This window comes from Desulfogranum marinum, from assembly GCF_963675105.2.
Lineage (GTDB): Bacteria > Desulfobacterota > Desulfobulbia > Desulfobulbales > Desulfobulbaceae > Desulfogranum > Desulfogranum marinum.
Genome location: NZ_CAXXRO010000005.1, coordinates 638318 through 653749 on the forward strand (window position 1 = coordinate 638318; position 15432 = coordinate 653749).

Annotated in this window: 10 protein-coding genes; all 10 read left to right on the top strand. The window is 42.9% G+C overall.

Going from position 1 to position 15432, the window contains the following annotated elements; translation table 11 throughout:
* The first annotated feature begins 5 nt into the window (after positions 1–5).
* Positions 6–434 (top strand): response regulator, encoded by a 429-nt coding sequence (locus tag ACHZCY_RS23330; protein ID WP_319550587.1) that lies wholly within the window; start codon positions 6–8, stop codon positions 432–434.
* 96 nt (positions 435–530) lie between these two features.
* The gene (locus ACHZCY_RS23335; protein WP_205220689.1) at positions 531–1829 is read left to right on the top strand and encodes a sulfite exporter TauE/SafE family protein; all 1299 of its coding nucleotides are present in this window, start codon (positions 531–533) and stop codon (positions 1827–1829) included.
* Positions 1826–2527, top strand: a complete 702-nt coding sequence (locus ACHZCY_RS23340; RefSeq protein WP_319550588.1) for a hypothetical protein — start codon at positions 1826–1828, stop codon at positions 2525–2527. The genes ACHZCY_RS23335 and ACHZCY_RS23340 overlap by 4 nt, the downstream gene beginning before the upstream one ends.
* A gap of 69 nt (positions 2528–2596) precedes the next feature.
* Positions 2597–5131, top strand: a complete 2535-nt coding sequence (locus ACHZCY_RS23345) for a PEP/pyruvate-binding domain-containing protein (protein ID WP_319550589.1) — start codon at positions 2597–2599, stop codon at positions 5129–5131.
* Positions 5121–5555 carry a response regulator gene (locus tag ACHZCY_RS23350; protein ID WP_205220686.1) on the top strand — a complete coding sequence of 145 codons (435 nt, stop codon included), beginning with the start codon at positions 5121–5123 and terminating at the stop codon, positions 5553–5555. Before ACHZCY_RS23345 ends, ACHZCY_RS23350 begins: the two co-directional genes overlap by 11 nt.
* A gap of 183 nt (positions 5556–5738) precedes the next feature.
* Positions 5739–6149, top strand: a complete 411-nt coding sequence (locus ACHZCY_RS23355; protein ID WP_205220685.1) for a hypothetical protein — start codon at positions 5739–5741, stop codon at positions 6147–6149.
* A gap of 421 nt (positions 6150–6570) precedes the next feature.
* Positions 6571–8568, top strand: a complete 1998-nt coding sequence (locus ACHZCY_RS23360; RefSeq protein ID WP_319550590.1) for a methyl-accepting chemotaxis protein — start codon at positions 6571–6573, stop codon at positions 8566–8568.
* Positions 8569–8761: 193 nt separating this feature from the next.
* Positions 8762–9769 (top strand): ABC transporter substrate-binding protein, encoded by a 1008-nt coding sequence (locus tag ACHZCY_RS23365; RefSeq protein ID WP_319550591.1) that lies wholly within the window; start codon positions 8762–8764, stop codon positions 9767–9769.
* A 2-nt stretch (positions 9770–9771) separates the two neighbouring features.
* Positions 9772–12147: a cache domain-containing protein gene (locus tag ACHZCY_RS23370; RefSeq protein WP_319550592.1), complete on the top strand. Its 2376-nt coding sequence runs from the start codon at positions 9772–9774 to the stop codon at positions 12145–12147.
* A gap of 353 nt (positions 12148–12500) precedes the next feature.
* Positions 12501–15131: a hybrid sensor histidine kinase/response regulator gene (locus tag ACHZCY_RS23375; protein ID WP_319550593.1), complete on the top strand. Its 2631-nt coding sequence runs from the start codon at positions 12501–12503 to the stop codon at positions 15129–15131.
* The last annotated feature ends 301 nt before the right edge of the window (positions 15132–15432 follow it).

Consider the following 15432-nt stretch of genomic DNA (forward strand, 5'->3'; position numbering starts at 1 on the left):
TAAAAATGAGTAATTACAGCGTTTTGGTAGTTGATGATGAAGCTGACTTTCGCGACATTATGATTAAGAAATTACACAAACGAGGGCTGGAGTGCGAGGGGGCAGGGGATGGTGACACTGCCTTGGATATGTTGAACCCAAACAAGCATGATGTAGTTTTACTTGATGTAAAGATGCCGGGAAAGGGCGGCATCCAGACCCTTAAAGAGGCCAAACAAAAAGCACCTATGACCGAGGTTGTCATGCTCACCGGGCACGCTTCGGTAGAATCAGGCATTGATGGCATCAAGCATGGTGCTTTTGACTACCTGATGAAGCCCATGGATGTGGAACGTCTGATTGAGGTTCTGGATGCTGCATATGAACGAAAACGAACTCAGATGGAAAAGATAGAACTGGCGCAAGTTAAAAAGCATATGGCTATGCCAAGCTAAAAAGTACTGCTGAACAGTTGCAGATCGAAGTTATTAATTATTCGCTGGATAGTTACAGGTTTTGATGCGTAAGCAAACAACAATGAGGAGGAAATTATGTCTTTTTTTCGTAACTTGTACCAATTCATGATGGTGGGGGCCAGGGCACAGGCTAATTGGGAGTTGGAAGTATCAAATACCATTTTGCGCAGTCGAAAGCGGCTGTTCATTCTCGGCCTACTGCTGATCCCCGTAATTTTAGGCGGGATTGCCTTTGCTGATAGTGTGAGCGGTGCTCTGCCGTCGTTTATAGGTGGCAAATCAGCTTACGGCCCATCGCATTATACAAATCTTATTTTCGGAGCATCAATTCTGGTTGGGCTTTGCGCTGGTTTGATAACAGGATGCATAGGGGCCGGCGGTGGTTTTATTATTGCTCCGGCACTTATGAGTGTGGGCGTGAAAGGTATACTTGCCGTTGGTACGGATCTTTTTCACATCTTTGCCAAGGCAATCATGGGTTCTGTGCTGCACCGTAAAATGGGGAATATCTCTGTATCTCTGGCTGTCACCTTTTTGATCGGAGCAATCAGCGGCACCACTGTGGGCGGTTATATAAACCGGGCCCTTTACGATTTAAATCCCGTACTCAGTGATATGTTTATCACCTTGATTTATGTCTTTATGCTAGGCTTCCTTGCATTTTATGCACTGACAGACTGGTATAAAACAGTACGCAGAAAAAATATCTCCATGGATGCAGACCTTGTTCAACCAAGTGGGGTTGATGATGTTCCTCCTCTTGGTAAAAAAGTACAATCCGTAAAGATTCCGCCGATGCTGACTTTTGATAAAGGTGTGACTCCTGGTGGGCGTAAGATCTCTGCTGTTTTTTTGATTGCCGCAGGTTTTATTGTCGGCCTGGCTGCTGCTATCATGGGCGTCGGCGGTGGTTTCCTCACCTTCCCCATCTTTGTTTACGGGCTGGGGGTTTCTTCCATGACCACTGTCGGCACAGATATTTTTCAGATTGTTTTTACCGCAGGCTATGGCTCAATCACCCAGTACGCTATTTATGGCTTTATTTTTTATACACTGGCGATGGGCATGTTGCTTGGCTCTTTGGTCGGCATCCAGATCGGTTCTATTGTGACTAAAGTAGTGTCCGGTACTACTATCTGTGCTTTTTATGCAATTACGGTAAGTGCCGGCTTTTTTAACCGTGCCTGCGCTTTGCCTGCAAAAATGGTCAAGATGGGGTATGTGGATGTATCTCCGCAAGTACTCAACATTTTATATCTTGTTGGTACTGTTGGTTTCTTTGTCATTATTAGCGCATTTGCTGTTTGGGTTTTCTGGAGTTTTTTCACAAATCTCAAAGTGTTGAAATCTGAGAAGGAGGTCTACGTATCATGAACGATAATGCACATCTCAAACGACGTGGCATAATTATGGTTTTCAGTTTTATCGCAGTACTTGCGATAATTTTTACGCCAATTTTTCCAGGAACAAATGGACATAAGGTTAATGGATTAAATTATTTAGATAATTTTTTTAATCAATTGGCCAAGGGCTCTGCGTATTACATTGAGGAGCAGATGCAGGAGGCACAGTCGTATGCCGGCACCACGTATTCTGCCAGTTTGGTTATGGGTTCTCCGCAGCAGGCAGAGAGAGTGGCCAGCCTGCTTACAGTCAACCGCATCTCTGCCAATGCTGTGGGGGTGGAGCTTGATGTGAAGGGCGATTTTGCAGATATTATCACCATCATTCTTGAGGATGCCGACCTGATGTATGCTAATGTCGGCAATGTTATTGCTGCCAAATACGACATGAACGAATTGGCTGTGCTACATGGTTGGTATCTGGTTCTCCAGGCCATGGAAAGAGACCTGAACCAGGCTAAAAAATTTAGCCAGGCAAAGTTTTTGAAAAAATCCATGAGCAAAGCAGTCGAACCGGCGTATAATTTTTATAAGGTAGAGGTAAAGCCTGTGAAAGAAGGAATGGTGCTCTTGGCCGGTGCCCTTATTTTTTATGTCCTCTATACAGTATGGTATGGATTTGGTTTGTTGTATATTTTTGAAGGGATGGGAATCAAACTGGAGCATTGACACTAGAGATTTATCCACGTACCTACTGCGGAAAATACCGCAGTAGGTATGAGCGAGGTAACCTGACTGATGACGAATTCTCTTCTTGGCCGCATCAAGAGCCTACTAGGCTTTTCAACGGTTCCTCAGTTGTCCCTTGAGGAGCTGCAACGACTCTTTACCGAAAAATATTGCAATTTTCGTGAATTGCTCACTGCCAATAACAATGCCCTGGAAGCCATGGCACAAATGGAAAATGCCTTGCATGACGGTAGGGCTTTTTCCATGGCTTTTATCAGGTCAAATGCCACTGTTATCTCGGTGAATATTTACAAAATGATTCAATGCCTGGTGACTATGGCGGATGGTCGTTATGGTATGCTGGAAGAAAGGTTTGCAGACATCCAGCAGCAACTCGATAACATCATCAATCATGACGTCATCAAGGTAGAAGGTCGATGGTTTTTGCCTCTCCATGAGGCAACAAGAGAGTTGGTGGACTTAGCCGGTGAAAAAATGGCGAATCTCGGCGAAGCAGGCTCGCTTGCCGGCATCCGAATTCCCCCGGGCTTTGTTGTCACTGGTTCTGCAACCAGGTATTTTTTTCAGCAAAATAATCTTTATCCGGCAATCAACAGGATTTTTCAGCAAACAGATCCCAGCAATATGGAAGATCTGCATGAACGAAGCAATGAGGTGCAATCACTGATTAAGAGGGCTCCTTTACCCATAGACCTTGAAAAACAGCTTTATAACCAGTTTGATCAACTCGTACAGAAAAGCAAAACGCCTGTAAAGCTGGCAGTACGTTCAAGTGCTCTGGGGGAAGATACCCGTCAGGCTTCTTTTGCAGGGCTTTATCATACCGAACTGCATGTTGATAGGGATGATTTGATATACTCTTATAAATCTGTCCTGGCCTCAACGTATTCTTCCAGGGCTATGATTTATCGTTTGACAAAAGGGTTCATCCATGAAGAAACAATTATGTGTGTGGGCTGCCTGGCGATGATCGACGCCGTAATGAGTGGCGTGTGCTATTCGCAATCCATAAGCGGAAGGCCTGGGGCAATGGATATTTTCTTTTCCGCAGGCAGTGCTAAAGGCATAGTTGACGGCACCAAAGACACGCAGCACTATCTCGTAGCACGGCGTGCTCCTTACGGCACCATCCGCCAAACAGCGGAGAGTTCGCCGGCGGATGCTCGTTTAATGGATGAATGGGCAAAGGATATTGCTACTGCAGCAATGATATTGGAGAACCATTTTGGTACTCCTCAGGATATTGAATGGTCGATCAATAAAGAGGGCCTGCTTTATATTCTGCAAAGTCGGCCCATTTCCGTGGCCGGTAAAAAAGAGAGAGACGAGGTCGGCAAACGTGCAGTAAACGAGCATTGTCTACTGCAGGGTGAGGTGACAGGTTGTGCTGGAACCGCCAGTGGTCCGGTTTTTGTCGTTCGTTCAAATCTTGATGTCCTACGTATCCCAAAGCACTCGGTCTTGGTGGTTGAGCATCCCCTACCGCAGTGGGCGCCGTTACTGAGAAAGGCAACTGCATTGGTTGCCGAAACAGGAAGTGAAGCCGGGCATCTGGCTACCATTGCCAGGGAGTTTGGCGTGCCTGCAATTTTATCTGCCAAAGGGGCTACCAAATTAGTCAATGGCCAAATTGTGACCATTGATGCAACAAATCAAACTATTTACAAAGGGCGCGTTGAAGCATTACTCCAGCACGATCAGCCAAAAAATAATCCCATGGATGGCAGTCCGGTCCAGAAAGCGATGATTGATGCACTGCAGTTGATTAGCCCTTTGCATCTTACCGATCCCACTTCTCCTTATTTTCGTTCTTCCTGCTGTCAGTCTCTGCATGACATTACCCGTTTCTGCCATGAAAAATCGGTTGTCGAGATGTTTGATTTCGGTAAACGCTACACCTTTAAGAAGGGGGCTGCAAAACGACTGGTGGATAACATGCCGCTTGAATGGTGGGTGATTAACCTTGCCGATGGTTTTATTGAGGGCTTTGATTCCGGTAGCAACTATATCAATATATCCGAAATTATTTCCTCTCCTATGCTGGCAATTTGGGAAGGTATGCACGCCTATGGCTGGGCAGGCCCACCTCAGGCAAGCATGCGTGGAATGGGGTCTCTTTTTTTTCAATCAACCCGTCAACCAGGAATAGATCCTGCCGTCCCTTCAGCTATGGTGCAAAAAAATTATTTTCTTGTTTCAAGGAATTATTGCAACTTAAGTGTACGATTGGGGTATCATTATGCCATGGTTGAAGCGTATATCAGCAGCCTCCGAACGGAACGATATGTAACATTTCGTTTTAAAGGAGGGGCTGCAGATGAGAGCAAACGCGTTGGGAGGGTAGAACTGCTTGCTGCAGTCTTAGAACACTATGATTTTCGAATCGAAAAAGCCGGAGACGCTCTCACCGCCAGAGTGGAAAAACGTTCGCAGGCTTTTTTGTTTAACCGGTTGAAAATTCTTGGTTATCTGACCATTCATACTCGTCAGATTGATATGGTGATGGATGCACCGGGTCAGTATAAACGCTACCTTGATAAATTCTTACTGGATATTGAGGAGATGATTGCCAATGAAAAGTGATCATAATCCGGTCTTGGAGGCTGCATTGAAAATTAAGTTGCTTCTTGTGGACGATGAACCGGAATTTTTGGAAACCCTGGAAAAACATCTGAGGAGAAGGAAGATTAATACCAGTGTGGCTGAGGGCTGTAAAGTTGCCCTGGACATATTGGAGGAGCAGGCAATAGATGTCATTGTTATGGATGTGAGTATGCCGGAGATCGATGGTCTGCAATGTTTAAAAAAGGTCAAAGAGAAGTGGCCGTTGATAGAGGTGGTGATCCTTACTGGACATGCCTCTGTCAAGTCCGGGATTGAAGGGATGCAGGGCGGAGCCTTTGATTACTGCATTAAACCCATAGAAACCCAGGAACTGGTGGAAAAAATAGAGCTTGCCGGCCAAAAGGCACTTATCAACAAACAAAAAGCGGACGCCGAATCGTAAAGAGAGCAACCACGAAACGTTATTTTACTGCATAGGCGAGATCCACTCCTTTCTTGCAACGTATAACTACTCAGATACTTCATGGGGAACCTGTAAGCACTTTCAACCCTTACCCTCCATGTGCAGGTTGCTGTAGAAACGGTGGTTTGCTTGACGGTGTGCTTTTTGCCGCGAGCTTGTACTATGGAATATCTGACAGTCAGCCAACTGATAATCGACAGCAGTCTTTTGATTTTGATCTGGCTTGTCCAGCTGATCATTTATCCTTCATTTCGATATACCGCAGATGAATATTTTATCATTTGGCATGCCAGGTATACCCGCTTGATAGCATTGGTCGTCACCCCGTTGATGCTTTTTCAGGTCGGAATTGAAATAATGCACGTTTTATTTCTGACCCCAAGATGGCTGCGTATCGGCATAATTGCTGCAATTTGGATTTCGACGTTCAGCTTTTCTGTCCCCTGTCATAACCGTTTACACGCCGAGGGCAAAAAAGGAGCACTTGTGCAACGTCTTATAGAAACCAATTGGATACGCACAGTGCTCTGGAGCATTTTGTTTCTTGAAACCACTAGCCAATCTTACGGGTGATTTGCATAAATGGAGTGCATAGAGCTCCTTCAGATTTTGCCTGTCATTTTCTGTGGTTGATAATTGACATGCCATTTATTTTGAGCATCACCATATCTAACAAAACGAGGTCGATTTTTTCTTGCTCTCTACTCTGAAAAATCAGAACTTCTTTCCCCTCCTCAGCAATCCCATCTATAACGTGACTGAGTGAAGCACACTCATGTGACTGATATCAGACGACAGGAAAAATCAAAGCGTTGAGTATATTGTGACCTATCGCAATAATCCGTTTGACTTGTAGCAACTCAAGATCATATCATATTTACAGTGCGTTGATGCATGCCGCCCTTAAATAAAGAACAAAGGTAGATCGACAGTTTTTAGATCTTCGCTGAAGTTACATAATACATTTGATTATAAAAAAAAAAGAGGAGCTGAAATGAATTTTAAATCAATAAGCTTCAAGTTGGTTTTCACCGGATGTTTGGCGGTATTGATTCCCTTAACAATTAACGGTGTCCTTTCAGTTGCAAAATCCTCGAAATCTCTGGCAGAGATAGCAAAAGAAAACAGTACGGCTACAGCGATAGATATAGCGAATTTGGTCAGTAAAGCACTTGAAGATGAAAAGAAAATCGTCGCTGCTTTTGCGTCGGGACAACTCGTCAAAGACACAACAGCAAAGGTCAATAGAGTCGGCATTGAACAAGCGCAATCAGAGATTGCTCCACTTCGCCTCCAGATGAAAAGTAAATACAAGCTATTAGGTGATAAATACCTAGGCATTTTTGTAACCAACGATGAAGGGATTCTATATACAGGTGAGCTTGCGAGCGGAAAAGAATATAAAGGCTCGGATATCTCTTCACGAGGATATTTCCAACAAGCAAAAACAACAAAGCAACCAGTCGTCGGTGAGGTCGTGAAATCCAAATCAACGGGTAAACTTATTGTCGTTGCGTGTGCCCCTATTTTGTCGGAAAACGGTGTCTTCTTAGGGACGTTCGGTATGTCGTTAAAAGCATCTGCTTTAACGGATTTAGTTCAAACCAGAAAAATTGGAACTACCGGTTATGCTTTTATGGCAAATAAAGAAGGGATAATTATCGCACATCCAAAGGGTGATCTTGTTTTGACGTTAGATCTTAAAACTCTTGATGGAATGAAGAGTATCACCAGTGAGATGTTGGCCAGCACAACCGGTGTGCAGGAATATACTTTTAACGGGATAGATAAAATCGCTGGTTATGCCCCTGTTCAAGCAAAGCAATGGAGCATCGCCACCACCCAGGACAGATCAGAATTTCTTGCTGCAGCGACTTCAATTAGGAACAACACTATTATTGTTACTTTGTTATCTGTAATAGTCGCAGGTGTTGCGATTTTTATTACTGCAAAGGCAATAACCAGACCAATAAATCAAGCGGTCACAAACCTGAAGGATATCGCAGAGGGTGAAGGTGACCTGACAATGCGTCTCAACGTAACATCAAAAGATGAAGTCGGCGAGCTTGCAAAATGGTTCAATATTTTTATAGATAAGCTACAGAATATCATTAAACAGATTGCCGAAAATACTCTTAACGTCACCACCAGTTCCGGCACCCTATCCGATATTTCCAAAGATCTCCTTCGCAATGCTGATGATACGTCGAGCAGGGCTACAAATGTAGCCGCTTCATCTGAAGAAATGAGCACAAATCTTTCCAGTGTAGCGGCGGCGATGGAAGAATCAGCCACAAATGCCAATATGGTTGCTGTGGCTGCTGAGGAGATGAGTGCGACCATTAACGAAATAGCAGAAAGCGCTGAGAAGGCTCGTGGTGTTTCTTTAGATGCCGTAAAACAGGCAGAAGAAGCCTCGGAAAATATGAATGAACTCGGTTCTGCTGCAAACAAAATAGGCAGAATGACAGAAACAATAACCGATATTTCTGAGCAGACGAATCTGTTAGCCCTAAACGCAACTATCGAAGCTGCAAGAGCGGGTGAGGCTGGAAAAGGATTCGCAGTCGTCGCTAATGAGATTAAAGAATTGGCGAAGCAGACTGCAGAGGCGACCCTTGAGATTAAAAATCTGGTCGAAGCGGTTCAATCTACATCTGATAAAACAGAGAAGGGTATCAGTAGTATTTCTGAGGTTATCGTTGACGTTAATGAGACCGTCGGTTCGATTGCGACAGCTGTTGAAGAGCAAACTGCCACTACCCGTGAAATAGCAGAGAACATCGCTCAGGCCAGTCAGGGAATTCAGGAAGTCAACGAGAATGTGTCTCAAAGTTCATCTGTTGCCTCTGAAATTACCCAAGACATCGCAGAGGTATCTACAGCCGCACGGAATATTTCTGAGAGTAGTCAACAGGTCGAGGATAATGCCCGTGAATTGCAGGAAAGTGCGACGCATTTGAATCATATCGTCGGCAATTTCAAGGTTTGATTTCTACGTTATTGATCGCTGATAAATAGCTTTATCCGCTAGTCAACGAAACGTAACTCACGGGGCTGCTAACTCTTTGATGTATTATACCTGAAATCTGTGTCTGCTTACATTTACCTTACATATTTGGGCAGGCACGTTTTTTTTTGTTTAGCAGAGTGGTCATCAATTTTCTGTTTACATGAGGCGATCAATGAACAATTGGCTACGAGTATTAGCAAGATACAGTTTAAGTCTGCTTTTCTTGGTGGTGGCAACAAATGTTTCTGCCGCCCCCCAAAAGCGTGTTTTAGTTGTTCATAGTTACCATCAATCTCAGCAAGGACATGTCGTTGAGATGACCGAAGGAATTGAAGAGGCACTATCGGGGCTTGGTATACAGGTTAAATATTATCATATGGACACCAAAAGAAAGACGTCTGAGGAGTGGAAGCGTGAAGCTGGAGCACAAGCTAAAGCGATAGTAACCAATTTCAAGCCGGAATTAGTCATAACAATGGATGACAATGCCCAGAAGTATTTTGCAAAAGATTATGCCGCAATCCCTGGAGCTCCTGTGTTTGTTTTTAGTGGTGTGAACAAAGATCCGAAAATTTATGGATTTCCAGCGAAAAACGTAACGGGAGTCCTCGAGCGGCCGAATATAATTGAATCATTGGAGTTTTTAAAAAAGATTGTCCCCGATGCAAAGAACATATTGATGCTATCCGATAAATCACCAACAACCGATGGGTTTATTGAATACGCCAAGTCACTCGTCATGCCTCTAAATGTAGTTGCCTATGAGCAAGTCGAGACATTTGAACAATGGAGGGCTGTAGCAGAAAAGTACAAAGACAAGGTTGATGCAATAGGTTTATATGTTATTCGTACGATAGCCAGACATGAAGGAATGCCGGAAAAAGTGCCTGAAACAGAACTTATAGCATACATAAACAAACACACCAAACTCCCCACTGTAGGTTTCTTTGATTCAAGCGCTCAGGCAGGTATTTTGTGTGGTATCAGTGTTTCAATGAAAGAACAAGGCTATGCTGCTGGTGAACTGGCCAAGGGCATACTTGCTGGCAACTCTCCAGATTCATTTGCTGTAAAACCAACCTCCAAAGGAAGAATCCAGCTTAACCTGAACACCGCAGAATATTTAAACATTAATCTCAAGCACAGTTTGATAAAACGTGCCGATATCTTAGTTCGCTAATAATGTTTTCAGGGCTCAACAGAAAGGTTCTTTATCCACTTATCCTTTTATTCTCCATTATTTTTGGCATAAGTCTTTTCTTCTCGCAGTTTAAGGCAAGAGCTGTTCTTCAAAATGAACTGACAGAACGTCTTGAGCAGGAAGTCGCGATGACCGCAAAGATGATTGATAATTGGTTGGCAGACAGGACAATAGATATAAAAACCTGGAGCTTACAGGAAGTTTTTGTCGAGGCTTTAACTGAAACCGGATATTACGGCAGAAGTGCCGGAAAAGGTGCTCAAGATATGTTAGCCTTGTTGGAGAAGGGTTACCCATACTACTCAATCCTTTTTCTTGCAGATACAAGTGGCAACATGCTTGTCAGTTCAAAATCAACTGATCAGCAGGAGATAAATGTTTCCAATCGACGATATTTCCAAGAAGCTATGAAAGGCGAATCTGCAATTTCTGATATCATCCTTGGTATGGTCACAGGGAGCTCCGTCATCACTATTAATTCTCCGGTTATCGTTAATAATAATGTCGTCGGAGTACTTACAGGAGTAATTCCGACTATTCGTATCAGCTCTCTTTTTGTTGATGACTTTAACCTAAAAGAGAAAAGCTATGCCTACCTTCTTAACCATAGGGGAAAAATAGTTGCGAATTCAAACGAGCCTCAGCACAAAAAAAATTCAACCATAACAGATGATTTTTTTCGTAACTTTTCATTACGTTCTTCTGGAAAGTTTATATATGAAAAAAATAATGATAGTTTTTTGAATGTTTTCAAACGATTAAATCAAAAAGGATGGTATTTTGGCATCAGCCAGTCCCTTGATGTCACCCTGCTCCCTCTTTCGCAACTTGCCGGGGGAATCATCATGGCCACAGTAATAAGCCTTATCCTAAGCTCAATTATTTTGATCGTAATGTTTAGGGTAGTAGTCCTTAATCGGCTTAGGGTGATCCTTGATGGTATGAGAGAGGTTACCAAAGGAAATTACAAAGATCTTATACCAACATCACATAACTCAAAAGATGAAATAACTGATTTGAGTAACAGCTTTAATTCAATGATAAAACAGCTCGATACTTTGGTCGGAAGTTTAAACGTTGAAAATGCTGCCCGCAAAGCCGTGGAAAAAAAACTAGCTGCCCATCAGGAAAATTTGGAGGAGACAGTTCGCATACGGACAAAAGAACTCGAACAAGAGATTAACCAAAGGAAGGAGGCAGAGTTAAAACTTGCCAGAGCTGAGAAAATGGAAATGATGGGAGCTCTCGCAGGTGGTGTTGCGCATGATCTAAATAATATTTTAACCGGAATAGTGAGTTATCCTGATTTTCTTCTTACCCAAATAGATAAAAATGATTTTTTTTACAATCCACTGCAGACGATCAAAAAGTCAGGAGTTAATGCAGCTGCTATTGTCCAGGATCTATTAACCTTAGCTCGACGCGGGCTGGTGTCAAAAGAGTATGTGAATTGGAACAAGTTGATCAATGATTACCTCGAAAGCCCTGAATTCTTAAAATTACAGCAAGACCACCCTGGTATCAGCTTAAAAGTAACACTGGATGAAAATCTATTACCAATTTCAGGGTCGCCTGTTCATCTAAACAAAACATTGATGAATCTTATCATTAACGGATTTGAATCAATGTCCGACAAAGGCACCCTAAGCATTACGTCAGAGAATATTTATATTGATAACGCAATTGCAACATCTCAAGAGATGAAAGAAGGGGGCTATACGCTAATAAAAATATGTGATCAAGGCGAAGGCATTTCGGCAGAAGATAAAAACAAAATTTTTGAGCCCTTTTATACTACCAAAAAAATGGGAAAAAGTGGCACCGGTCTAGGTATGGCCGTTGTCGAGGCGACCGTTAAAGATCATGGTGGGTTCATTGATTGCGAATCCGTGGTATCAGAGGGAACAACATTTTTTCTATTTTTCCCCGTTGACAGAGCATTGACTCAGGAAAAACAAACGATCTCCGACCAGGACCATCTTTTACGAGGAACCGGTGAGCAAATCTTGGTCGTCGATGACGTACAAGAGCAGAGAGAAATAGCCTCATACATTCTCGATGATCTAGGATATCAGGTATCAACCGCTGAGAGTGGAGAGGAAGCTGTGATGCTATGCAGGCACTTCAATTACGACCTCCTGCTTTTAGATATGATGTTAGGAGCTGGTATGGATGGCCTGGAAACATACGAGCAGGTTGTCAAATTTAAACCGGATCAACGTGCTGTTATTGCAAGCGGATTTTCTGAAAGTGCTAGAGTAAAAAAAGCTATGGCTTTAGGTGCGGGGAGTTACATTAAAAAGCCATATATCATAAAGACCATTTCCAAAGCTATAAGAAATGAAATTGACAGGTAACGTACCCACATCAGGGATCTCATTTAAAACTTGGAGAGTAAGTCTCACAGGCACTCCAGGAGGCTGCCGTTGGTCGCTTACCTCTTCGGACGATCACGGTTTCCCGCATAGGTAGACTACCGGAGTCTTCGCTTACCTGCGGCAAATCGCGCTTGTCCAAATAGAGAGCACCTGAGAGCAATTACATTTCATAAGTAAGCAAAATCATATCGTTATAAACTTAGTGAGTTACCTTCGAGAAAGTAAAAGCATTTCTTGAATAAGTGCGAAACTTTCAGGATATGAAAAATAATTCATCCTGATATCCAAGAGTCCGGCAGGCAATGATCAGAAATTTGTTTAGCAAAATGTCATTGAGGACTAAAATATCCTCCATTATCCTTCCCACGGTAATGTGCTGCTTACTGTTACTAAGTTTCACCTCCTATTATTATATTGTCAATGTTATTGAGCAGGAATTGGCTGACAGCATGTTGAACTCGGTCGGTAAGAGTGCTGAAAGTATAAATCGCTGGCTTGAAACAATTATGATAGAGCCGGAAAGTATTGCCTCAACACCCGATGCTAAAAATATCAATAACGATTTTAAGAAATTTGACGCTTTAAATATCAATCGGCACAAGATGCTTCACACCCGATATTCAGATATTTTTCAGGATATTTACGCTGCCAACAAAAAGGGAGTGTATCATACGGTTCAGTATTCTCAGAATGAGTATTCCATCTTTATCGGCGACATTGCAAACAGGCCTTACTTCCTTTCGATCATGGCTGGCGGGCCAACACAGATTACTCCCCCGCTTATATCTAGGACCACCGGCATTCCGACTATTTTTATTGTAGCACCCATAAAAGATGATGATAACCAACCACAAGGTTTGATTGGAGCTGGTATTTCCTTGAAATATATCCAAGAGATCGCTCGGGCCTTAAAGGCAGGAAAAACCGGATATGGTTTTATCATCGCTCGCGACGGTTCCTATATTTACCATCCAAATTCGGACCTCATCATGCAAGCGAAGATTACCGATCATCCCTCGCCATCGGAAAAACAACTCGGCATGCTTATGATTGAGGGAAAATTTGGAGTCTATCGCTACACTTTTAACGAAACAAAAATGGTGGCATTTTATCAGCCGGTGCCCATTTCCGGCTGGTCGGTAGCCACTGTCCTGCCTGAAAGCGAGTTATTGGCTCCGGCAATACGGATGATGCGAATTTTAGTCGTTATCACCTGCATAAGTGTTATTTTCACAGGTTGCATAATCATGTTCGTTATGCGCCGTTTATTTTTACCATTACAAATTCTGGCAACTAGAACAAAAGAAATTGCCAGGGGGAATATGGACGGCGAGGCTATTGATGTGACGTCTACAGATGAAATTGGCATCCTGTCACAGTCATTCAATACCATGACTGGAAATCTTAAAAGAACGCTGGAGGGATTGAAAAAGAGCGAAGACAACTATCGAAGCATATATGAAAATGCTATTGAAGGGATCATGCTCACCAAATTCGACGGTACAATCCTTGCCGCTAACCCAGCCATGGCAAATATACTGGGGTACGATTCTGCACCGGAACTTATCAAGGTACATTCACAAGTCACCTCCTTTTATGTAAACCCTGAGGAAAGAAATGAACTTCTAGCCCTGCTTTTGGAAAAGAGGGTTGTCCGTAATTACGAAATGCAGATATACAATCGTGATGGTGATACTATATGGATCTCCATCAGTTGCTTCCTCGTACTGGATGCAGACGATACCCCTGATAAAATTGAAAGCCTGGTGACGGATATCACCGAAAGAAAGCAGGCAGAGAAGGAGAAAGAAGAGCTTTCAAAACAGTTGGCCCAAGCCAATAAACTTGAAGCCGTCGGCAAACTTGCCGGTGGAGTGGCTCATGATTTCAATAATATGCTGTTCGTTATTCTTGGTCATACCGAATTGGCCTTACTCAAAATCAACTCCAAAGATCCTCTTTATAAAACTTTTAAAGATATCCAAAATGCTGCAGTACACTCCTCTAATTTAACCAAGCAGTTGCTTGCCTTTGCTAGAAAGCAAACGAGTGTGCCCGCAGTTGTTGACCTGAACCTGGCTATAGAGAACACACTTTCATTGCTTCGCAGGCTTATCACTGAAAATATTCGTCTAAACGTAACAAGCGGGGAAGCCGTTTGGCCTATTTATATAGATCCTGACCAGATTAGTCAGATCCTTACAAATCTCTGTGTAAATGCAAGGGATGCTATTTCCGGTGTTGGTAGAATAGACATAGAAACCCATAATATTTCTTTTGATGAGGAATATTGCGATCGCAACATAGATTTTCTTCCTGGTGATTATGTCTGTCTTGTCGTAAGCGACAATGGTTGTGGTATGGACGAAGAAATTCGACAGCACATATTCGAGCCTTTTTTTTCAACCAAGGAAATCTATGAGGGAACCGGGCTGGGGCTTGCGACAGTATATGGCATCATCAAGCAGAATAAAGGATTTATCAATATTTATAGCGAACCTGGGCTTGGAACCACGTTCAGAATATATTTTCCTAGATATTCAGGGGGAAAAGACGATTTAAAAAATTTACAGGACTCAAGATTAGAGCCGCTTAAGCCTATGAACATTCTCTTGGTCGAAGACGATGTTCAACTGCTAAACGTATGCAAGGAGATTCTGGAAGGGTTGAACTGCCGTGTAACCGCTATAAACTCACCTACCGAAGCAGTCAGCTATATTAAAAACGAAACTGACAATATAGATCTTCTGTTGACGGATGTGGTCATGCCGGAAATGACGGGGAAGGAGCTTGCCTCTCATATAACAGTAGTAAAACCAAATATTAAGGTGCTGTTCATGTCCGGCTATACTGCAGATGTGATTGCACATAAAGGTGTGTTGGAGGCAGGAATAAATTTCATCCATAAACCTTTTACCTCGCAAAGTATTGCAGATAAAATTCGTGAAGTAATGAATCCGTAAACCAAGGCGGATAGAGATGATTTTGCAGCACATTGAGAACACCTTAGTTCAAGGTTTAGCCTGTTGCCTCCCACGCCCCTTGAAAAAAGTAGTTTCTATATGGATATCATTTGGTTACCAGGATAAAGGGTGTGTGGCTGATAAAGGGGTTCCTGGTCAGGTAATGTGAGTAAATGATCCTTGCGGGGTAGGGTAATACTGCCAAGTCGAAGGTAACCCGTCCTGTCCTTTCCTTTGGCTTGAGGTGTTAGCCCGAGTTGCTCATAAACTTTTTTATTTTGAACTCAATTAATTGATATTA

Excerpts from the sequence above, each read along its gene's own strand:
- ACHZCY_RS23340 (WP_319550588.1), top strand. The coding sequence starts at position 1,826 with ATGAACGATAATGCACATCTCAAACGACGTGGCATAATTATGGTTTTC.
- ACHZCY_RS23355 (WP_205220685.1), top strand. The coding sequence starts at position 5,739 with ATGGAATATCTGACAGTCAGCCAACTGATAATCGACAGCAGTCTTTTG.
- ACHZCY_RS23350 (WP_205220686.1), top strand. The coding sequence starts at position 5,121 with ATGAAAAGTGATCATAATCCGGTCTTGGAGGCTGCATTGAAAATTAAG.
- ACHZCY_RS23335 (WP_205220689.1), top strand. The coding sequence starts at position 531 with ATGTCTTTTTTTCGTAACTTGTACCAATTCATGATGGTGGGGGCCAGG.
- ACHZCY_RS23345 (WP_319550589.1), top strand. The coding sequence starts at position 2,597 with ATGACGAATTCTCTTCTTGGCCGCATCAAGAGCCTACTAGGCTTTTCA.
- ACHZCY_RS23365 (WP_319550591.1), top strand. The coding sequence starts at position 8,762 with ATGAACAATTGGCTACGAGTATTAGCAAGATACAGTTTAAGTCTGCTT.
- ACHZCY_RS23360 (WP_319550590.1), top strand. The coding sequence starts at position 6,571 with ATGAATTTTAAATCAATAAGCTTCAAGTTGGTTTTCACCGGATGTTTG.
- ACHZCY_RS23370 (WP_319550592.1), top strand. The coding sequence starts at position 9,772 with ATGTTTTCAGGGCTCAACAGAAAGGTTCTTTATCCACTTATCCTTTTA.
- ACHZCY_RS23330 (WP_319550587.1), top strand. The coding sequence starts at position 6 with ATGAGTAATTACAGCGTTTTGGTAGTTGATGATGAAGCTGACTTTCGC.